Raw genomic sequence first — 21,733 nt, 5'->3', positions numbered from 1 at the left:
TTAAAAAGGATTATCATGAAATCAATTAAATTAGCATTAGTTGCCAGTGGCGTTATGTTTGCTTTAAGTGGCTGTATGAATACTGAGCTTAGTACACACACTAATACCAGTGCGCAGTTAAACACCGTTAACGCATCGGCAGGTATTGTTTCAGAGCTTTCGGCAGAGCAACAGCTCGATGTACTTGTTGCACAGTATTACGATGAATCGCTTACATATAGCCCCATCAGCGCAACGTATAATGGTCGTAACGAGTTTAACGATCAATTTACGCCTGAGATTTCAAAAGAAAATAGAGCTAAAAAAGCGGCTTTTTATAAAAAATATCAACAGCGTTTAAACTTTATAGATAAAGCACAGTTAACAGGGCAGTCGCTTTTAAGTTTTGAAATATTAGAGCGCGACCTTGCACTTAAATTAGAAGGCATGCAGTTTCCTGATTATTTACTACCAATTAACCAAATGGCGGGTGCGCATAACACCTTTGCAGGTTTTGGTTCAGGTCAAAGTGCTCAGCCGTTTAATACCGCTGAAGATTACACGGCTTTTATCTCGCGCAGCGAAGGTTTTGTAAAGTGGCTAGCTAGTGTAGAGCGCTCAATGGCACAAGGCATTAAACTAGGTATTACGTTACCAAAACCACTTGCTGAAAAACTGCAGCCACAATTTGCAGCTCATGTAGTTAAAAATGCCGAAGACTCACTATTTTGGGGACCAATTAAAAAATTACCAGACTCGTTTAGCGCACAGCAAAAGCAAAAAATTACAGCACAGTATCGTCAATTGATTATGAAGCACTTAGTACCTGCTTATAAAAGCATGAGTGACTTTCTAGCTAATCAGTATATTGCAAATAGCCGAGAAAGCGTTGGTTATAGTGACTTACCAAACGGTAAAGCATGGTACGAATACCAAATTAAGAAAAACACGACGCTTAGCTTATCTGCTGATGAAATTCATGACATTGGTTTAAGTGAAGTGTCGCGTATTTTAAGCGAAATGAAAAAAGTAAAAGAAACCGTAGGCTTTAAAGGTGAGTTATCAGAATTTTTTGACCATTTACGTGATTCAGATGAATTTTACTACGACACGCCCGAGGAGTTAATTGCGGCATATGAAAACGTTAAGAAAAAAATAGACGCGCGTTTGCCTCTGCTTTTTAACATCGCACCCAAAGCACCTTATGTTGTAAAAGCTGTTGAAGCATACAGAGCGCAGTCTGCAGCAGGTGCTTCATACGCATCTCCGGCGCCTGATGGCTCTCGCCCTGGTATTTTTTATATCAATGCTTATAACTTAAAAGCGCAGCCTAAATTTTTACTCGAAACTTTATCGATTCACGAAGCAGCCCCGGGCCATCACTTTCAAATAGCACTTCAGCAAGAAATAGAGGGCTTACCTGATTTTCGCAAATTTGGTGGTTACACTGTGTTTGCAGAAGGTTGGGCGCTTTATGCAGAAAGCTTAGGCAAAGAGCTAGGTTTATTTACCGACCCTTATATGTGGTACGGACGTTTATCGGATGAGCAATTACGCGCTATGCGTTTAGTGCTTGATACTGGTTTTCATGCAAAAGGGTGGACGCGTCAACAAGGTATAGACTACATGCTTGCAAATTCGTCTATGGCTAAAAGTGATGTAATTGCTGAAGTAGAGCGCTATATAGCATGGCCAGGCCAAGCGCTTTCTTACAAGTTAGGGCAATTTAAAATTCAAGAATTACGTGATTTTTCTAAAAAAGAACTCGGCAATAAATTTGATATTAAAGCGTTCCACACGCAAATATTAATTGATGGCGCATTGCCAATGCCAATCCTTGAGGAAAAAATTAAGCGTTGGGTTAAATCTCAAAGCTAATTTGTAGCGCAAAGCCTGTACTTTGAAAGGGTATTGGCTTTGCGCCATTTACAGCAATACGGTAGAATGCGCGCTCTTTAGGGGGCACGAGTAAACTATGTTTGATCAACAATTAGCAAATACACAATTTTGGCTTAAAAAAAGCTTAAGCGACATGAGTCAAAACGAATGGGAAGCCATTTGTGATGGATGCGGAAAATGTTGTTTAAATACGTTTATTGATAGCGAAGATGAAGACGAATTTACCGCCACCGATCAGTTACGCGAAGGTGAGCAATTAATATTTACTAATATTGTATGTCAGTATCTTGATAACAACACCTGTGGTTGTAGCGAATACGAAAACCGCCAAACGCTTGTTCCTTCTTGTGTAAAACTCACAAAAGAAAACCTTAAAGACATCTTTTTTATGCCACAAAGCTGCAGTTACCGTCGTTTACATGAAGGTCGTGGTTTGGCTTCTTGGCACCCATTATTAAACAGTGGCGATAAAACAAAGATGCATGAGCTAGGTATTTCTGTAAAAGACAAAACAGTCAAAGATTGCGATGTAAAGCTAGACGACTTTGATTTGTACATTGCAGAGTGGCCAACAAAGGACGCTGAGTAATGAGCAAACAACAAGCGGTAATTGGTTTAATCAATCCTAAAAGCCCGACTAATGTTGGCGGTGTATTACGTGCAGCAGGTTGTTACGATGCCAAACAGGTGTTTTTTACCGGTAATCGTTACTTAAACGCTAAGAAGTTTCATACCGATACTAAGAACGCACTTGAGCGTATCCCTTTAACTGAAACTAATAGTTTAGAAGCGGTAAAACCAGAGGGCGCAACCGTTGTTGTCATTGAGCTTATTGAAGGTGCAACACCTTTACCTGAGTTTAAGCATCCTGAAAATGCGTTTTATGTTTTTGGCCCCGAAGATGGCTCTGTACCAAAAGACGTTTTAAAGTGGTGTGATGAAGTGGTATATATTCCAACTATTGGCTGCATGAACTTAGCGGCTACTTGTAATGTGGTTTTGTACGATCGCTTAGCTAAATTAGGCGGCGTTGAGAGCAGCGATACAACAATTATAAGCTCACGTGATACAAATAATAAAATGAAATGGCAAAAAGCATCTGATTAATCGAGGTTTATTTGTGCAAAAATGTTAGTTTTGGCTAAGCTTAAAAACATTATAAATCATAAATAGATACTAAAATGCGCTGGTTTTATTTTATATTATTACTGACAAGTAGTAATTGTTTTGCTGAAACATCAGTTGAGTATTATCAAAATGGTACTCAACATGTTTTAACTGGACATTACCACAAATCAGGAGTGCTCTATGAAGCGAAAAACCCCAAACAAACACTCCATTTAGCCACACTCGATTGGCCTCCTTATATTGGTAATAATTTATGTAATAAAGGCTGGGTTTATCAATTTTCAATAGCTCTATTAAATAGTAAGGGCTACAGCGTATATATAGAATTTTTGCCTTGGGCAAGAGCTGTACGAAATGTAGAGCTAGGCAAAGCTGATATATTAATGCCTGAATATTTTATAGAAGATACAGCCCCCTCCGATTATGTTAATGGTAAAACACGTCGAGAATTACTCGGTTTATCTAATTCATTTAAAGGTGGAGAAATTGCATTTTTAAAAAGGAAAGGCGATACAGACCGTTTCACTGGAAACTTAAAATCGCTTAAAGGGCAAAAGATTGGTGTTGTTCGTGGGTATCAAAATACGCCTGAGTTTGATGCCATGATGGACAATGCTGAGTTTGAAGTTATTACCTCTGTTGATGATTTACAGCTTGTTCAGCTTCTGGTTGCTAAACGTGTTGATTTGATTATAGGCGACCCTCAAGTTCTTAAATTCTCAGTAACTTATTCTTCTTTAACTAAACCTGAAAAACAATCTTTGCTTTCTTCTATTGAGCAAGAAAGCATTCCTCTGCAATACAACCCTTTATATTTTGCTATTAGTAAGCTTACACCTAAATGGCTTTTAGTCTTAGAGGACATAAATGAAGGGCTTTATCAGTTTCATAATAGTGGCGAGATAGACCGTATTATCAATATGACAAATACTCAATGCAAGCCATAAAATTGGAACGTTCCTTTGTTGCGCTGACTAATTTATATATAAACATGTAGAATCGTTTTCAACTTGTTAATGGAGTGAAAACGACGTGAGTGAAATAAATACAAATCAATCATTCGCGGTCAACGAACAGCCAAATAAAAATTATCTGTTTCCACTGACTGCAATGACGACCCTATTTTTTTTATGGGGTTTTATTACTGTTTTAAACGATGTACTAATACCACGATTAAAAGGCGTATTTGATTTAAGTTTTTTTGAAGCGATGCTAGTACAGTTTTGCTTTTTTGGTGCTTATTTTATTGTTTCTATCCCTGCGGGGATTTTAGTTAAGCAGTTTGGTTACAAAAAAGGGATTTTAACTGGTTTAATTGTAGCTTCAATTGGCTGTATGTTGTTTTATCCTGCTGTTGTAGTACATGAATATTGGCTATTTTTGAGCGCTTTATTTGTACTTGCCGCTGGTGTAACGGTGCTTCAGGTTTCTGCGAATCCTTATGTTGCTGCTCTTGGGAGCGAAAAAACAGCTTCTTCTCGTTTAAATTTGGCACAAGCACTTAATGCGCTTGGTACTACCGTTGGGCCTTATGTCGGTGGTTTATTATTTTTTGGTACAGCAGGTAGTATTGCTGCTTCTGCAGCAACTGCTGAGTCTGTAAAAGTGCCTTATTTAATGCTTGCTGGTGCCTTATTACTTATCGCTATTATATTTGCCTTTATAAAGCTTCCAGAAATTGAAGCCCATAAAGAGGAAAATAATGCTGCAGTAGAATCTCGTTCATTAACTCAAGCACCGCACTTAACTATGGGTGTACTTGCTATATTTTGTTATGTAGGTGGGGAGGTTGCCATTGGCAGCTTTTTAGTTAACTACTTTGGTGAGGCGCACATAGCAGGACTTGAAGAGCATACTGCGGCTGCACTTATTAGTTATTACTGGGGCGGGGCAATGGTAGGGCGTTTTATTGGCTCTGTATTATTACAAAAAATAGCGCCTTCTAAGGCGATCGCATTTAATGCATTTAGTATTATTGCGCTATTGCTGATCACCATTTTTACTCAAGGTGACGTCGCTTTATATTCAGTATTGGCAATTGGTTTATTTAACTCAATTATGTTCCCGACTATATTTTCAGTTGCAATTGAGCGACTAGGATCATTGACCAGTAAGGGTTCTGGTTGGTTGTGCTTAGCTATTGTAGGTGGTGCACTTGTACCATTACTGCAAGGGTTTATAGCTGACACAGTAAATATACAGCAAAGCTTTTTTGTTCCAATGCTATGTTATATATTTATTGCATGGTACGGATTAAATGTTGTTCGCTTAGCAAATAAGTGGAAATAACAGACTATACAAGAGTGATTGAATACGTATTCAGTCACTTATAAAGCTACATTTAATAGGAACGTTCCATAAGTAATTAATACGAGTCACAATTTATTTCAATATTAGTCAGTTACCCCCTACAGACTTTTGTTTTTTAATCCTTTATCCTTATTTTTATCTAATAACCTAGTCGCAAGCCTTATTTATTAGGACATTTAGCTAAATTTTTGCTAAAACTGTATGGATAATAAAGATAAATAATAAAAAGGATGTATATGCTTAACTCGTTGAAATTTACTTCCAAAGTGACTATTGCAGCCTCTTTAATTTTGGTTTTGGTGCTAGGGTTATTTACTTTTAATAACTACATTGCGATGCGCAAGCAAACCGAGCAGCAGTTAAGCCTAGTATTACAACAAAATTCCGAATCTGTTTCACAAAATATAGCGAGTTGGTTAAATGCAAAGTTGGCGATTGTTATATCAATTGCTAAAACCCATAAAGCTAATGATTCTAAAGCACTCACCCTTTCACAATTAAATACTGCAGAGCTTGCCGGAAGCTTTAAAAATACGTATATAGGTAAATCCAGCGGCACGTTTATATTAAACGATCAATCAGTCGTTTTACCTGCTGATTTTGATGCGACCTCTCGCCCTTGGTACAAATTAGTCGAAAACAAATCAAATACCGCTTTTACAACTCCCTATATTGATGTAACAACTAACGAGCTTACAATTTCAGCGGTAGTACCCATGCTACAAAATGGCCAGTTTAGCGGCGTTGCAGGTGCCGATATTGATATGCAAACCGTGACTAAAATTATTAACGATATTGATTTTTTAGGTCTCGGTTATGGTTTTTTACTCGATAACAAAGGTCAAGTGTTAAGCCATCCTAATGCTAAGTTAAACTTAAAAAATACATCAGACATTTTTGGTACTAATACGCCCTTGCAAAGTGAGTTTACCCAATACGAGATAAACGGAGAGTCTAAGCTTATCTCGTTTACAAAAATCAGTGGTATTGAAAACGTAGATTGGTACCTAGGTGTTGTCATAGATAAAGATAAAGCGTATGTCAGCGTTTCTAACTTTGGCCAAACTGCGGCTGTTTTTATGGTAATAGGGATCATTACTATCATTATTATGATGCAGCTTTTATTACGCTATTTAATGCAGCCTATGAACCGTTTAAACGATGCCATTAAAGATATAGCACAAGGCGAAGGTGATTTAACAAGGCGTTTAACCGTTGAAAATGATGATGAGTTTGGCGACTTAAGCCATTCATTTAATATTTTCATCGAAAAAATTCAGCATTCAATAGAGCAAGTAAAAGAGTCAACAGAGCAATTAGATACAGCTATTGAGAGCCTGGTATCACAAACACATTCATCGCTGTCTATGTATGATGATCAAAGTAAACGAACCGATAGTGTTGCAGCGGCTATTAACCAGTTTTCAGCTACATCAATGGATATTTCAAATAATGCAGAGAGTGCATCGCAGCTTGCTAAAAATGCAGATGAGCACTCAACACAAAACCAAGAAGCATTAAGCCACAGCGTTGCAACCATCCACCAGCTTTCAGCTAATATGGAGAAAGCTCAGCAAACTATAAACAGTTTAAATACGCACACAGCCAGTATTGGGCAAGTGCTTGAAGTTATTAAAGGTGTAAGCGAGCAAACTAATCTATTGGCACTAAATGCAGCAATAGAAGCCGCTAGAGCAGGAGAGGCAGGACGCGGTTTTGCCGTTGTAGCAGATGAAGTACGCCAATTAGCACACCGCACTCAACAATCAACGCAAGAAATTGAAGACACGGTGAGCCAGTTACAAAAAGGCTCAAACCTTGCTGTAGAGCTTATGAAAACAAGCCTTCAAGACAGTGAAAAAAGCGTACAACAAGCAGATGCCGTCGGCAATTTAATGAGCCATGTTATACAAGCTATTAAGCAAATTAACGATGCAAATCATTCTGTAGCCAGTGCAACCGATGAGCAAAACCAAGTTGTTAAGTTATTAGATACTGATATTCAAACAATTAGTGCGCTTTCTATACAAGGCAAGGCTAACTTAAATGACACGCTTAACGAATGTACCAAACTAAAACAGCAGTTTAGTGCCTTAGAAAATATGGTTCAAAAGTTTAAAGTATAAAATTAATGACTAAAAAAAATGTGAATAAACCAAATTGGCTCAGTCTAATAAATATCGACAGTGTTTATAGCTCAGACATGCAACGCAAAGCGTTTTCTTTATTTACCATGATTGGGATATCAATTGTGGTGATTGCTGTATTAGTGTTTTTGAATTATAAGGTTTACTCACCGATACTCACTGCTTCATTAATTATCGTTAACATTACAAATATAAGCTGTTCTATCTACTTTATAAAAACGGGTAATCTTCAAGTAGTGGCATTAATAAGTATGAGCATTGTGTGCATGATGTTTGTTGCACTTGTTTATACCGGTGGTAAAGACAACACCGCGCTATATTGGCTAATGTTTTATCCTGTAGTGACGTTTGCATCTTTAGGGGTCAGGTTAGGTGCTTGGTTAGGTTTTACTTTACTGTTTTCTTGTATTGTTATTTTATACGGCCCTGACTTGGGTCAAGTTAGCTATGGCAATGTAGAAAAAACACGGTTTATAGCGTCCTTTTCTATGGTGTTTTTATTCTCATTTATTGGTGAGTATTTTAGGCATAAAAGCCACATGGCTATTGCCGATATTACGCTAGAGCAAAAACAAGATGCTTATACCGACCCCCTTACTGGCATAGCAAACAGACGTTTTATTACCTCTCATTTTTTAAAGCTTGCCCAAACACGCCCAGAGCAGTACTTACCTTTTTCAATTTTGTTAATTGATTTAGATAACTTCAAGTCTTTAAACGATACGCATGGTCACGATTTTGGTGATACGGTATTAATTGAATTTACCAAGCTCCTTGAATCTCAGTTTTTGGCAACTGCGTTAAAGGCCCGTTATGGCGGTGAGGAGTTTGTTGTTATTTTACCGCAGGTTACTGTTACTACAGCCACTGTAATAGCAAACAAATTTCGAGAGGCTGTTGCAGGGCACGTTATATTTACTGATGACAAGCAGCGTATTTCAATCACCTGTAGTATTGGTATTTCCCAAGTAAATAAAGTAACTGATTATGATGACTCGTTAAAACAAGCTGATGAAGCTCTTTATAGTGCAAAGGCTGCTGGTCGTAATAGTGTCGTCTCGAACTAGTTGAAGGATTAATATGTCTCAAAGTAAATTAATATATGTTCATGACCCAATGTGTAGCTGGTGTTGGGGTTACTCACCAACCTGGCTTAAGCTAAAATCAGAGCTTGCTGGTAAAGTAGCAATTGAATATAAAGTAGGTGGATTAGCACCTGATAGCCAAGACCCAATGCCGCAAAATATGAAAGAGATGCTTGAGGGTACTTGGCATAAAATTTCAGCGCAGTTAGGTACGCAATTTAATTATAACTTTTGGCGCGATTGCCAGCCAAGACGTTCAACGTATCCCGCATGCAGAGCTGCACTTATAGCGCGCAAAGCAGATGAAGAAGCTCAAATGGTGGCTGCAATTCAACATGCTTATTACCTAAATGCGCAAAACCCGTCAGATGAAAGTACGCTAATTAGTTTGGCTGAACAAATTGGCTTAGATAAAAATGAGTTTACTGCGCAGCTAGCATCAAGTGAGCTTAATGATGAACTTAAAGAAGAGTTGTCTTTCGTTCGTACGTTACCTATTCAAGGGTTTCCCTCACTCGTGCTTATAAAAGACAATAAAGCACACCCAATAGAAATTAATTATACCGATTGGCACTATTCCCTTAATCAAATTAATTCAATTTTAAAATAACCCAGCTTGTTTATAGGGCATTTGGTTAACAAATGCTCTTATCATCTTAAAAATCTCCTCGTAAGTCTTAATTGTTACCATTGTCATAAAAGCGACTTTTTTGCGCAACATCCTTGTCATGTTACATCTATAAACTCCTGCTCATTGAAATTATTAAGTCATAAATTATTTATATAACAAAGTTTATGACCTAAGAAAACAAACTAGCAAATCCGCTAACTAACGAGTAAAGGTGTATGCGATGAAAGGCGTTAAACCATTAATCTTAGCTGGTATTGTGGCCGCAAGTGCAGCAGTACACGCAAACGATTTAGATAAGGTTATTGATAAAAGCAGTGAAATTAATAAATCAGCTGCGCAATCACAAACAAAAATAGACAAGATTGCAGATTCAATGCAAGGGCGTTTACAGCAGTTTAAAACCCTCAATAAAGAAATTGACGGTTTAGCTGTTTACAACGCTCAGCTAACTAAACAGTTAAATAATCAAATAGAAGAGATGGAATCGTTAAACCTGTCAATGGATCAGGTTTCTATTATTGAACGTCAAATTACACCTTTAATGATGCGTATGATCACAGGCCTTGAGCAGTTTGTATCACTCGACGTGCCATTTCTACAAGATGAGCGTGCAAAACGTTTAGCCTCATTAAAAACCATGATGGATCGCGCTGATATCACCTCAAGCGAGAAATTTCGCCGTGTTTTGGAAGCTTATCAAGTGGAAGTTGATTACGGGCGTACCATTGAAGCATATACCGCTCTATTAGAAGTAAGTGGTAAAGAGCGAGAAGTAGACTTTTTACGCATTGGTCGTTTAGAGCTTATTTATTTAACGCGCGATGGCAAGCAAGCAGGTAGTTGGGATACAAACACAAAAACGTTTGTAGCGCTTCCTGACTCTACTATAAGCCAAATTAACAAAGGTCTTCGCATAGCGCGTAAGCAACTTGCCCCAGATATGTTAACTCTGCCAGTACACGCAGCAGAATAAGAGGTTAAAAATGAAATTGTTTACTCAAATGACAAAAAAGGCTCTTTTTGCTGCAAGCCTTACACTAAGCCTAGGTTTTACAGGTAATAGTATCGCGGCAGAGTCAATGAATCTTGATTCGTTACTTAAATCAATTGAAGACGGGAAATCGGTTCAAAGCGCACAAAACAAGCAACGAGAGCAAGAATTTACCTCGCGTCAAAACGAACAAGTGCAAATGCTAAAAGATACACAAGCAAAACGCAGTCAAATGCTTGGTGAATCAGAGCGATTAGAAACACAGTTTGAAGAAAACGAAATTAAGCTTGCTAATTTAACCGATACTTTATCAAAGCGTATGGGATCACTTAAAGAACTATATGGCGTTCTTCAGCAAGTTGCTGGTGATTCAAGCAATAAATTTGCAACATCGGTTGTATCGGCAGAAATTCCGGGGCGAAGTGCTTTTATGGACGATCTCGCTCAAAAAATGGGCTCAACATCAAAGCTTGCTTCAATCGACGATATTGAAAAAGTGTGGTACGAGCTGCAACGCGAAATGACCGAGCAAGGCAAAGTAAGTCGCTTTAATACTACGGTTATAGTCGAAGGTGGTAATAAAGCACAGCAAGAAGTTGTTCGCGTAGGTGCTTTTAACCTTATATCGGGCGGTAAATATTTAGAATACAACCCAGGTACGAATACACTAAGCGAACTAACTCGCCAACCAGTATCGCGCTACACATCAACAGCGGGCGATTTACAAGAAGCTAAGACAGGTGTTGTGCAGTTTGCACTTGACCCAACAGGTGGTTCAATTTTAGGTTTACTCGTTCAAGCCCCAGATACTGCAGAGCAAGTACATCAAGGTGGCGCTGTTGGTTACGTAATCTTAGGTGTAGGTTTACTTGCATTATTAATTGCAATTGAGCGTTTTGTATCGCTATTACTTGTTGGTGGGAAAATTCGCCGCCAGCTAAAAGACAGCGTAGCGAGAGATGACAATCCACTAGGTCGTGTTATGAAAGTTAAAGATGACTACCCAAATGTTGCCTACGACACGTTAGAGCTTAAATTAAGTGAAGCTATTTTACGCGAAATGCCAAAAATAACGCGTAACTTAACACTTATCAAAATTATATCGGTAGTTGCACCGCTATTAGGTTTACTTGGTACGGTAACCGGTATGATCAATACCTTCCAAGCAATTACACTATTTGGTACTGGCGACCCTAAACTAATGGCTGGTGGTATTTCTCAAGCACTAGTAACAACCGTATTAGGCTTAGTTGTTGCAATACCAACCGTATTTATTTACACGCTACTTAATACTCGCTCAAAAGGTTTACTGCTTATATTACAAGAGCAAAGCGCCGGTATTATTGCAGAGCGAAGTGAGAAAGGAGAATAAGCCATGGTGCTATTGATTGACTCAATCAATGCTATCCGTGATTTTCTCGACACTGGTGGCCAAGTTCTCTTGGTCATTGGGGTGTTAATCTTCGCGATGTGGTTATTGATACTCGAGCGATTTATTTATTTTTTTAATGGTTTTCGTGGTTATAAAAAAGACGCTAAAAGCACATGGAGTTCTCGCTGTGAGCGTAACAGCTGGAATGCAGAGCAAATTCGTCAAGCGATGATCTCGCGTGCAAGTATGCGCCTAAATACTAATTTACCGCTTATTAACGTAATGGTTGCGTTATGCCCGTTACTTGGCTTATTGGGCACAGTAACAGGAATGATTGAAGTATTTGATGTGATGGCAATTACAGGCACAGGCAGTGCGCGCTCAATGGCATCGGGTGTATCTAAAGCAACTATTCCAACAATGGCGGGTATGGTAGGTGCGTTATCGGGTGTATTTGCATCAACGTATTTACAACGCAAAGCCAAGCGAGAAGTAGAGCTACTACAAGACAGCATGGTTTTAGACCATTAAGCAAAATTTTGATAAGCGGCCCATTTAAAGCCGTTCATCCTAGGAGAATAAAAAATGAGAGCCCCTTTAGGTAATTTAATGCAAGAAGACGAAGCTGAAGAAATAAACATGACACCTATGTTAGATGTTGTATTTATCATGCTTATTTTCTTTATTGTTACAGCGTCGTTTGTAAAAGAATCGGGTATTGACGTAAACCGACCTGAAGCAGCAACAGCTGTTAAAAAAGAACGTGCAAACATATTAGTGGCGATTTCTGACACGGGTGAAATTTGGATTAACAAACGTCAAATTGACATACGCGCAGTGCAAGCCAATATTGAGCGTTTAAAAGCTGAAAACCCGCAAGGTAGTGTTGTTATTCAAGCTGATAAAAAATCAACAACCGATACTTTAATAAAAGTAATGGATGCAGCACGCGCAGCAGGTGTGTTTGATGTGTCGATTGCGGCTCAAGAAGCATAAGGGCAGGCAATGCGTTATTTAGTAGCATTAGTTATAGCCGGTGTAGTGACCTTTATGTTGTTTTTAGGCATGCAGGCACTTATTACTGGTGGCGAAGGTGTAATGAGTGAACCCGCCAAGGGTAACGTACTTGATTTTGTCAGGCTTAAAAAAGAAGAAAGCGTGCAAAAAAAAGAACGTAAACCACAAAAGCCACCAACGCCTAAAGAGCCACCTCCGCCAATGGAATCGCCGCAAATGCAAAATAGCGACGCGACTGCGAACGCTAATAACTTCGACTTTGGCGCCAATGTAGATGCGGATGTAAATTTAGCCGGTGGTTTAGCACTTGAAACAAGTGATGGTGAGTATTTACCTATTGTTAAAGTGGCGCCTGTTTATCCTCGTCGCGCATTATCACGTGGCATTGAAGGCTACGTTATTGTTGAATTTACAGTAACTAAGCAAGGTACGGTGCGAGACCCACAAGTGATTAAAGCAGAGCCTGAGTCTCTCTTTGATAGAGCGGCGATGGATGCAGCCCTTAAATTTAAATATAAACCGCGCGTAGTAAATGGTGAAGCCGTTGAAGTTGCGGGTGTTCAGAACAAAATATCTTTCCAAATTAGCGGTTAATTTAGTAATTAACCACGAGTAAACGGACAGAAATGCGAGGCGATTATGAAATTACTACCTATAGCTAAATTTTTAAAATTAACACTATTTTGTACTGCTGCGATCAGTACAAGTATTGTTGCACCAAGTGCCCTAAGCCTAATACCAGGGTTAAATGTAGCTACGGCATATGCAGAGCAAGAGCAAAAAACAAAACGTGTCCCAGCGCTACGTGAAAAGGTTTATAGTCAACTGGCTCGTGCCCAAAAACTTGCTGACGATGGCGATGTTAAAGGCGGACTTGAAGCGCTCGATAGCATTAAAGAACGAGCCTCGAGTATGAATTCGTACGAAGTTGCAATGATGCATAATTTTTATGGATTTATTTATTACAACGAAAACGATTTACCAAAAGCGATAGCTTCGTTTGAAAAGGTCGTAGCAGAGGAGGCCATTCCTGAATCGCTTCGTTTAAGTACTACCTTTAGTTTGGCGCAACTAGCTATGGCTAATAGTGATTACACTAAAGTTATCGCATTTTTAGATGACTGGGACAGTATTAACACTAAGCCTAAAACAGAAGGCTATTACTTGCTAAGGGCTCAAACATACTATCAGTTAAAGGATTATAAAAAAGGGCTTGAGTATATCTCCCAAGTTATCTCCTTAAGTGATAGCGAAGGTAAAACCCCTAAGGAAAACTGGTTAGTACTACAGCGTGCCATGTACTACTCACTTAATCAAACTGACAAAGTTGTTGAAGTACTTGAGCGCATGGTAAAGCTCTATAACAAACCTGAGTACTGGGTACAATTATCGGGTATGTATGGCGAAACTGGGCAAGAAAAAAAGCAGCTAGCAATTATTGAGGCGGCTTACCAGCAAGGTTTTTTAACATCTAAATCTGATCTACGCCAATTAGCGCAAGTGTATTTATATAACGGTTTGGCTTACAAAGCAGGCGTTGTAATGAGTAAAGCGATTAAAGAAGGTGTCGCAGAGCAAAACGCTAAAAACTATGCCTTTATAGCTGAGGCGATGATCCAAGCAAAAGAAGACGAAAAATCAATAGAATACTTTGTAAAAGCAGCTGATTTATCATCCAGTGGTAAGTATGACCAACGCTTAGCTGAAGTATATGTTAATACTGAGCAATATGAAGAAGCGGCCGACGCAGCGCGTAAAGCACTTAATAAAGGCTCACTTGATTTTGAATCAAATGCATTTGTAGCCTTGGGTATGGCTCAGTACAACTTACAAAATTTTGATGCATCTATTTTAGCGTTCGAACAAGCAGAAAAACATAAAAAATCACAGCGTTTAGCACAACAATGGATTAAATATGTAAAGCGCGAGAAAGTGCATGCAGAAACATTAAGAACGGCACTGCTTTAAGCTTTAGTAATAACGTTTAAATATAATTTCATAATCGCAAATCCAAACCACACTATTTTTAGTGTGGTTTTTTTATGTTTTTAATAAATTAACTACTTGAATTTTATGTAAATAACTTTGTCATCTTATGTTTATTAAAGTGTAACTGTAATGTCATATAGCTACCGTAAGGTAGGCGCTGCTGATAACTCAAGTGACCTTAAAGCATTACTTAATGTTTTAAGGTGACTTGAGTTTATTTAAAGCACTTAACAAAATAATTAAATACTTTAACGGAGTGAACAATGAAATTATCTGACTTATTTAAAGTTAGTTTGATTGCAACTGCAATATCATTAGCGGGTTGTGGTGGTGACTTAGTTGTATCTGAAGGCGACACAACAATAAATGAAGGCGACACAGTTACTAATGTTGTTGAAGGTGGCAGTGATACAGTAGATGAAACATCATCGCGTGATGATTCTCAAAATGGAACTACGGGTTTTCCTGCTGATATCGACAATGCACTTGTTCAAGGCTTAGCAACGGATGTCTCAAGTGAATTTCCAGCAATAACAGATAAACCAGTGTATCGCTTAAGTGCTGATACAACATTGATTGCTGATGTTTCATTAACTAATGATGCACATTGGATTGTGAGTGGTCGTACTGCTGTGGGTAATGACCGCGCAGATAGTACAACGCTTTATGTTCAGCAAGGTACAACGATTATTGGTGAGTCAGGTGATGACTTTTTAGTTGTGCGTCGAGGTTCACAAATTGAATCAGTAGGCACTGCAAGCCAGCCTATTACGATGACATCAATTCAAGATGTTACGGGTAGCGAGACAGCAATTGGCCAATGGGGTGGTTTGGTATTACTTGGTAATGCACCTGCAAATTCATGTGGAGACCAACAAGGTGAAGCAACAGCAGACGAACTTGCTAACTGTGGTGTGTCAGCTGAAGGTGATGCAGGTCAATTCGGTGGAAATATTAGTGATGATAATTCAGGTACTCTAAAATATGTACTTGTTAAGCAAGCAGGTAAAACGCTTGGTAATGGTGATGAGTTAAATGGTATTACATTTGCCGGTGTTGGCTCTGCAACTACGGTTGATTATATCCAGGTTCATGAAAACCTGGATGACGGTATCGAGTTTTTTGGTGGTACGGTTAATGTAAGTAATGTAGTGCTGACTAACATTGGTGATGATTCACTAGATTGGTCTTTTGGTTGGACGGGTTCGGCTACTAATGTTTACATTCAACAAGCTGCTAACGTAGGCGATAACGCTATTGAAGCGGATAACTCTGAGTTTGATTCAAGCGCCACGCCATTAACACTGCCTACTATATCTAACGTAACAATCGTCGGTGCAGAAGGTAATAATGGTATTCGTCTACGCGCTGGTACTGCGGGCGCTCTTAAAAATGTATTTGTAACGGGTCCTGCTACTTACGAAAACTGTTTACGTGTAGGGTCTGATTCAGTTCCTCGCGCTGAAGATGGCACACTAACGATTGTAAACTCTATTGTGGCGTGTCAAACAACGGCAAATAATTTTGGTAGTGAAGTAATTAACGGTGGCGATGTACAATCTTGGTTTGAAGGACAAGATGGTAACCAAGTACTTACGCCGGCAGAGCTTATGCTTGCTGATGACGGTTACACGCCACTTGCTGGTTCACCGCTTATCGCAAATGGTCAAATTGGTGCTTTTGATGGATCAACTAACTGGATGGAAGGTTGGACTGTCGGTATTAATGGCGGCTTCCCTACTGATATTGATAACGCGCTCGCACAAGGCTTAGCATCAGATGTTTCTAGTGAATTTCCAGCAATTACAGATAAACCAGTATACCGTTTAACTGAAGATACAACGTTCACAGCAGATGTAACGCTTACTAACGATGCACATTGGATTTTAAATGGTCGTACTGCAGTTGGTAATGACCGTGCAGATGCAACTATATTATATGTTCAAGCGGGTACAACGCTAATTGGTGAAACAGGTGATGACTTTTTAGTTGTACGTCGTGGTTCACAAATTAATGCCAATGGTAATGCAACTGCGCCAATCACTATGACATCTATTCAAGATGTAACAGGTGCTGAAACAACGATTGGTCAATGGGGCGGCTTAGTATTATTAGGTAATGCACCTGCTAACTCGTGTGGCGATCAAACCGGTGAAACGACAGCTGAAGAATTAGCTAACTGTGGTGTATCAGCTGAAGGTGACGCTGGTCAGTTTGGTGGTGATATTAGCGATGATAACTCAGGTGTTCTTCGTTATATTGTTGTTAAACATGCAGGTAAAACGCTGGGTAATGGCGATGAACTTAACGGTATCTCATTTGCAGGTGTTGGCTCACAAACGAAAGTTGAATACATTCAAATTCACCAAAACCTAGATGATGGTGTTGAGTTTTTTGGTGGCACAGTTAATGTTCGTAACATTGTACTAACTGATATTGGCGACGATGCATTCGATTGGTCATTTGGTTGGTCGGGTCGTGCACAAAATATCTATATTCAACAAAGTTCAGTTGAGGGTGATAACGCAATAGAAGCTGATAACTCAGAATTCGATTCAAATGCGACACCATTGACTAAACCGCTTATTTCTAACGTAACAATTGTTGGTGCTGATGGTACTAACGGTGTTCGTTTACGTGCAGGTACAGCGGGCGTTTTACGAAATGTTGTTATAACGGGCCCTGAAGGTTACTCAAACTGTTTACGTGTAGGCTCAGACTCTGCTGCTAATGCAGAATCGGGTGAGTTGTCTATCGAAAACTCAGCTGTTGCATGTAGTGAAGATAATAACTTTGGTTCACAAGCAATTGGTAGTGGCAATGTGCAGTCTTGGTTTGAAGGTCAAACGGGTAACTTAACGCTTACGGCTTCAGCACTTAATTTAGCGACAGACGGCTTTACCCCAAAATCGGGTTCACCTTTATTAGGTGCTGGTGGGGATTCATCTGAGCTTGACTCGTTCTTTACCAAAACAGATTACATCGGCGCATTCGATGGCGATAATAATTGGATGGATGGTTGGACAGTTGCTATTACACCAAGCTTTCCTGACGATATTGCTAATGCATTAGCACAAGGACTTGCAACAGATGTTTCTGCTAGCTTCCCTACAATTACAGACAAACCTGTATATCAATTAACCTCTGATGTTGTATTTACATCTGATGTAACACTGACTAACGATGCGCATTGGATTTTAAAAGGACGTACAGCCGTTGGTAATGACCGCGCTGACAACACAACACTTTATGTTCAGTTTGGTACAACGTTAATTGGTGAGTCGGGTGATGACTTCTTAGTTGTTCGCCGTGGTTCTAAAATTGAAGCGGTAGGCAGTGTAAATCAACCAATTACTATGACGTCAATCCAGGATATGACGGGCGGCGAAACTACGATTGGTCAATGGGGCGGTTTAGTATTATTGGGTAATGCACCTGCTAACTCATGTGGCGACCAACAAGGTGAAGCAACCGCAGAAGAACTTGCCAGTTGCGGTGTGTCTGCTGAAGGTGACGCAGGCCAGTTCGGTGGTAATGACCCTGAAGATAATTCAGGTACGCTAAAATATGTTGCAGTTAAGCAAGCGGGTAAAACGCTGGGTAATGGCGATGAACTTAACGGTATTACACTTGCGGGTGTTGGTCGTCAGACTGAACTAGATTACATTCACGTTCATGAAAATCTAGACGATGGTGTTGAATTTTTTGGTGGTACTGCAAATATTAGTCACCTTGTTTTAACAAGCATAGGCGATGATTCACTTGATTGGTCATTCGGTTGGACGGGTAAAGCGCAATATGTACTGATTAAACAATCAGACTCTGAGGGCGACAATGCAATTGAAGCTGATAACTCTGAGTTTGATTCAAGTGCAACGCCGCTAACAATGCCAACTATCTCTAATGTAACAATTATTGGTAATGTGGGTGTAAATGGTATCCGCCTACGTGCAGGTACTGCGGGTATGCTTAAAAATGTAGTGGTGACAGGCGGGGCAGATTATTCAAATTGTTTACGAGTAGGCTCTGATTCAGCGCCGCGAGCAGAGGACGGTACATTAACTGTTACTCACTCAATCGTTGCGTGTGAAACCGCTAACAACTTTGGTACGCAAGCAATTGGTACAGGGAATGTTGAATCTTGGTTCTTAGGACAAACAGGCAATTCAGTTCAAGTAGCCGCTGACCTTGGGCTTGCAGATAATGGCTATATGCCAACTGCTGAGTCGTTATTACTTGGTAATGGCTTTGATTCATCAAGCTTAGATAGTTACTTTGATTCTGTAGATTACATTGGTGCGATGGATGCACAAACAGACTGGACAGCAGGTTGGGTAAAAGTAGGCCTTTAACCCACACCACATTATAGCCGAGCGAAAGCTCGGCTAATGTCTTGTTTTGTTTCGGAGTATAAAAATGAAATCTTTTAAACCCTCTACACTTGCTTTATCAAAATTAAACTACGCTGTAATGGCTGCGTTACTTGGTTTATCAGTAAATACAGCCACGGCTGCTGAGCAGCAAGTAGAAGAGCAAGAAATAGAAGAAGTTGTTGCTGTAGGGCAACGATTAAAGGGCAGTGCGGGTGCGGTACTGCAAGAACGTCAAAACCAAGCGTTTGTTGCTGATATTATGGGTGCAGATCAAATATCACGTACTGGTGATGGCGATGCCGCCTCTGCACTTCGTCGTGTTACTGGTTTAACGTTAGTCGATGGCAAATTTATTTATGTGCGTGGTTTAGGTGAACGCTATTCTAGTACTCAGCTAAATAGCATGTATGTACCAAGTCCTGATCCTACTCGCTCAGTGGTTCCTTTGGATTTATTTCCATCTGAAATTATTGAAAGCTTGAGTGTACAGAAGTCATTTTCACCGGATATGCCAGCGCATTTTGGTGGTGGTAATGTAAATATTCGCACTAAATCAATTCCTTCTGACTTTTTATTAAAAGTACAAGTGGGTACATCGTACAATACTTCTAATAGCGATACCGGTTACTTTTACAGTGGCGGTGATGATGACTGGATGGGTCGAGATGATGGTTCGCGAGCATTATCGGATGTGTTTACTACTGCGCTTACCAGTGATGCTGGTCTTGAGGGCAATATAAACACTACGTTAGCTGAGCGTAAAAACCTGATTCAATCGCTTGATTGGGATGTAGGTATTTCAGAAAAGGATGTTGACCCTGCTATGAACTTCTCTATTGCCTTAGGTGATAGATTTGAAAGTGAGGTCGGTACTTTTGGTGTGCTTGCAGCCGTATCTTACGATAACGAGTGGGAAGTAGTTCAAGAGCAAAGCGGCTCAAGCCTTGGTAGCTTAGGCTGTGAAGACAAATGTTTTGCCCAGTATTACGATGGTACATCGACTGAGCAAAATGTACGTTGGAGCGGCACATTAAATTTAGGATATGAGTTAAATTCAAACCATAAGTTTGAGCTTACTAATATTGCACTTCATGACATGAGTGACCGCGTACGTAACCGCGATTACTTTGATGCAAATGAAACCGAAGAAGGTGTCACCGAATTACGCCGAGTAGATATTACGTACGAAGAGCGCGAAATGTTTTCGACTCAGCTTAAGGGGACGCACAACTTTCCAGAGCTAAATAATTTATTTTTTGATTGGTATGGAGGTTTAAGTCGAGCAAACCGTAATGCACCAGGTGGTTTAGATGTTGTTTATCAGCAAAACTTAGTTGATGGCGTGCTTGAATCTGAACAACTACAAGATGTAGCTGCAACAAATATCACCCGTGAGTATCAAGTATTACACGACGATGTTGAAACATTTGGTTGGAATATGGGTATGCCTTTTTATGGTGACGGCTATGAGCTTGAGTTAAAAATAGGCGGCGATTTTTCAGAGAAAAAACGTGATGCAAGTAATGTGAAGTTTGGCATTACGCACCGTGGTATAAGCGATGAGTACTCGTTCGGTTCTAACGTAAGCGATATTTTTGCTGATGAAAACACGGCGAATGACGCTTTTTATGCAAGTGTAACTGGCTCAGGTATTTTTGATGATGGCACCACTGATGGTGATAAGTACAGTGCAGCGCATAAATTAGATGCTTATTATTTTATGGCCGATTACTTCTATCAAAACACTTGGCGTTTTACTGGTGGCGTTCGATGGGAAGATTTTTCGCAAGTCTCAGTCGGTTATGAAGCGCATACTAATTTCTTTGAAAATACGCTACAAGAAATCCAAGATGTAGCTATTAATGAAGATAACTTTTTTCCTTCTTTAGCTGTTACGTACATCATGGATGAAGAAATGCAATTTCGCTTAAATTTAAGTGAAACAACCATTCGCCCTGATCTACGTGATGTAAGCTCTTCTTTCTTTGTTGACCCGTTAACTGAGTTTCTGGTGAGAGGCTCTCCTAGTTTACAAAGTTCTAATTTAAAAAATGTTGATTTTAGGTTTGAATGGTATATGCCATCAGGTAATAACCTTTCTGTTGCATTGTTTTATAAAGACATTGAAAACCCAATTGAAATGGTTGAGCTTGCGGGCGTAGGGGGAGCATCTCCACAGTTATTAACCGCAAATGCTCAGTCGGGTAAATTGTCGGGTATTGAAGTTGATTTTTTAACTGACTTTGGCTTTATAAATAAAGATTGGTCCTCAGCATTCTTGTCAGGCAACGTTACGCTATCTGACTCAAGTGTTAATTTGGGGATTAATGATTCAGACGGTGTTGACTCACTGTTTGAAACACAGCTTAAAGAAGCCCTTGAGGCCGATACGGTATCGAATATTGTAACTAACAATGAGCGTCGTTTAGTTGGTCATTCTGAGTGGGTTGCAAACTTACAAATGGGCTATGACTCGGATGATGGATTTCATTCTACTTCACTAATTTATAATGTGTTTGGTCCTCGTATAATTGTACCTGGTACACGTGGTAATGAAGATGCCGAAGAAAAGTCGTTTCATTCAGTTGATTTAGTTTATTCTTACTTCCCTAACTTTAACTCTAAAGTTAATTTTAAGGTTAAGAATATGCTTGGCCAAGAAAAAGAAATTGAACAAGAAGGTCTTACCCTTTGGGGACAAGACACCGGCACTGAGTTTAGTTTAAGTTATAGCTATGAGTTTTAAGCTTTATTTAAAATAAAACTCAAGGAATGAAATAATAAACTTCACTATCTATTAGCTCTGTATTTT

The 21,733-nt window shown here is 39.4% G+C and carries 16 protein-coding genes; all 16 read left to right on the top strand.

The features are described 5' to 3' along the window. Positions 1-15: 15 nt before the first annotated feature. Positions 16-1,857 (top strand): DUF885 domain-containing protein, encoded by a 1,842-nt coding sequence (locus tag I6F43_RS00615; protein ID WP_197100460.1) that lies wholly within the window; start codon positions 16-18, stop codon positions 1,855-1,857. 97 nt (positions 1,858-1,954) lie between these two features. Next, on the top strand, positions 1,955-2,467 hold the full coding sequence (locus I6F43_RS00610; RefSeq protein ID WP_024591051.1) for a YcgN family cysteine cluster protein: 513 nt from the start codon (positions 1,955-1,957) through the stop codon (positions 2,465-2,467). Further along, positions 2,467-2,985 carry an RNA methyltransferase gene (locus tag I6F43_RS00605; protein WP_197100458.1) on the top strand — a complete coding sequence of 173 codons (519 nt, stop codon included), beginning with the start codon at positions 2,467-2,469 and terminating at the stop codon, positions 2,983-2,985. The genes I6F43_RS00610 and I6F43_RS00605 overlap by 1 nt, the downstream gene beginning before the upstream one ends. A gap of 74 nt (positions 2,986-3,059) precedes the next feature. Beyond that, on the top strand, positions 3,060-3,953 hold the full coding sequence (locus I6F43_RS00600) for a substrate-binding periplasmic protein (protein WP_197100456.1): 894 nt from the start codon (positions 3,060-3,062) through the stop codon (positions 3,951-3,953). A gap of 85 nt (positions 3,954-4,038) precedes the next feature. Further along, positions 4,039-5,295, top strand: coding sequence for a sugar MFS transporter (locus tag I6F43_RS00595; RefSeq protein WP_197100454.1), 1,257 nt, complete (start codon positions 4,039-4,041; stop codon positions 5,293-5,295). A gap of 257 nt (positions 5,296-5,552) precedes the next feature. After that, a complete protein-coding gene (locus I6F43_RS00590) occupies positions 5,553-7,442 on the top strand; it encodes a methyl-accepting chemotaxis protein (RefSeq protein ID WP_197100452.1) in 1,890 nt (629 codons plus the stop codon). Positions 7,443-7,447: 5 nt separating this feature from the next. Next, positions 7,448-8,530 carry a GGDEF domain-containing protein gene (locus I6F43_RS00585; protein WP_101216935.1) on the top strand — a complete coding sequence of 361 codons (1,083 nt, stop codon included), beginning with the start codon at positions 7,448-7,450 and terminating at the stop codon, positions 8,528-8,530. 13 nt (positions 8,531-8,543) lie between these two features. Further along, positions 8,544-9,158 carry a DsbA family protein gene (locus I6F43_RS00580; protein WP_197100450.1) on the top strand — a complete coding sequence of 205 codons (615 nt, stop codon included), beginning with the start codon at positions 8,544-8,546 and terminating at the stop codon, positions 9,156-9,158. A 241-nt stretch (positions 9,159-9,399) separates the two neighbouring features. Further along, positions 9,400-10,152, top strand: a complete 753-nt coding sequence (locus I6F43_RS00575; protein WP_197100448.1) for a DUF3450 domain-containing protein — start codon at positions 9,400-9,402, stop codon at positions 10,150-10,152. Between the two features lie 10 nt (positions 10,153-10,162). After that, the gene (locus tag I6F43_RS00570) at positions 10,163-11,542 is read left to right on the top strand and encodes a MotA/TolQ/ExbB proton channel family protein (RefSeq protein ID WP_165736060.1); all 1,380 of its coding nucleotides are present in this window, start codon (positions 10,163-10,165) and stop codon (positions 11,540-11,542) included. A 3-nt stretch (positions 11,543-11,545) separates the two neighbouring features. Beyond that, positions 11,546-12,073: a MotA/TolQ/ExbB proton channel family protein gene (locus I6F43_RS00565; protein WP_024591043.1), complete on the top strand. Its 528-nt coding sequence runs from the start codon at positions 11,546-11,548 to the stop codon at positions 12,071-12,073. 54 nt (positions 12,074-12,127) lie between these two features. Next, complete coding sequence (locus I6F43_RS00560; RefSeq protein WP_024591042.1) at positions 12,128-12,538, top strand: ExbD/TolR family protein; 411 nt, start codon at positions 12,128-12,130, stop codon at positions 12,536-12,538. 9 nt (positions 12,539-12,547) lie between these two features. Continuing rightward, positions 12,548-13,153, top strand: coding sequence for an energy transducer TonB (locus I6F43_RS00555; RefSeq protein WP_024591041.1), 606 nt, complete (start codon positions 12,548-12,550; stop codon positions 13,151-13,153). A gap of 45 nt (positions 13,154-13,198) precedes the next feature. Next, the gene (locus I6F43_RS00550; RefSeq protein WP_197100446.1) at positions 13,199-14,527 is read left to right on the top strand and encodes a tetratricopeptide repeat protein; all 1,329 of its coding nucleotides are present in this window, start codon (positions 13,199-13,201) and stop codon (positions 14,525-14,527) included. 284 nt (positions 14,528-14,811) lie between these two features. Beyond that, positions 14,812-18,900, top strand: coding sequence for a hypothetical protein (locus I6F43_RS00545; protein WP_197100445.1), 4,089 nt, complete (start codon positions 14,812-14,814; stop codon positions 18,898-18,900). Between the two features lie 64 nt (positions 18,901-18,964). Continuing rightward, positions 18,965-21,667 (top strand): TonB-dependent receptor domain-containing protein, encoded by a 2,703-nt coding sequence (locus I6F43_RS00540; protein ID WP_101163505.1) that lies wholly within the window; start codon positions 18,965-18,967, stop codon positions 21,665-21,667. The last annotated feature ends 66 nt before the right edge of the window (positions 21,668-21,733 follow it).

It is taken from the genome of Pseudoalteromonas sp. NZS71_1, assembly GCF_015864305.1.
Classification (GTDB): Bacteria; Pseudomonadota; Gammaproteobacteria; order Enterobacterales; family Alteromonadaceae; genus Pseudoalteromonas; species Pseudoalteromonas arctica.
Note: the sequence above shows the minus strand (reverse complement) of the source record. Positions and strands in the feature narration are given on the sequence as shown.

Excerpts from the sequence above, each read along its gene's own strand:
- I6F43_RS00615 (WP_197100460.1), top strand. The coding sequence starts at position 16 with ATGAAATCAATTAAATTAGCATTAGTTGCCAGTGGCGTTATGTTTGCT.
- I6F43_RS00610 (WP_024591051.1), top strand. The coding sequence starts at position 1,955 with ATGTTTGATCAACAATTAGCAAATACACAATTTTGGCTTAAAAAAAGC.
- I6F43_RS00605 (WP_197100458.1), top strand. The coding sequence starts at position 2,467 with ATGAGCAAACAACAAGCGGTAATTGGTTTAATCAATCCTAAAAGCCCG.
- I6F43_RS00600 (WP_197100456.1), top strand. The coding sequence starts at position 3,060 with ATGCGCTGGTTTTATTTTATATTATTACTGACAAGTAGTAATTGTTTT.
- I6F43_RS00590 (WP_197100452.1), top strand. The coding sequence starts at position 5,553 with ATGCTTAACTCGTTGAAATTTACTTCCAAAGTGACTATTGCAGCCTCT.
- I6F43_RS00585 (WP_101216935.1), top strand. The coding sequence starts at position 7,448 with ATGACTAAAAAAAATGTGAATAAACCAAATTGGCTCAGTCTAATAAAT.
- I6F43_RS00580 (WP_197100450.1), top strand. The coding sequence starts at position 8,544 with ATGTCTCAAAGTAAATTAATATATGTTCATGACCCAATGTGTAGCTGG.
- I6F43_RS00575 (WP_197100448.1), top strand. The coding sequence starts at position 9,400 with ATGAAAGGCGTTAAACCATTAATCTTAGCTGGTATTGTGGCCGCAAGT.
- I6F43_RS00570 (WP_165736060.1), top strand. The coding sequence starts at position 10,163 with ATGAAATTGTTTACTCAAATGACAAAAAAGGCTCTTTTTGCTGCAAGC.
- I6F43_RS00565 (WP_024591043.1), top strand. The coding sequence starts at position 11,546 with ATGGTGCTATTGATTGACTCAATCAATGCTATCCGTGATTTTCTCGAC.
- I6F43_RS00560 (WP_024591042.1), top strand. The coding sequence starts at position 12,128 with ATGAGAGCCCCTTTAGGTAATTTAATGCAAGAAGACGAAGCTGAAGAA.
- I6F43_RS00555 (WP_024591041.1), top strand. The coding sequence starts at position 12,548 with ATGCGTTATTTAGTAGCATTAGTTATAGCCGGTGTAGTGACCTTTATG.
- I6F43_RS00550 (WP_197100446.1), top strand. The coding sequence starts at position 13,199 with ATGAAATTACTACCTATAGCTAAATTTTTAAAATTAACACTATTTTGT.
- I6F43_RS00545 (WP_197100445.1), top strand. The coding sequence starts at position 14,812 with ATGAAATTATCTGACTTATTTAAAGTTAGTTTGATTGCAACTGCAATA.
- I6F43_RS00540 (WP_101163505.1), top strand. The coding sequence starts at position 18,965 with ATGAAATCTTTTAAACCCTCTACACTTGCTTTATCAAAATTAAACTAC.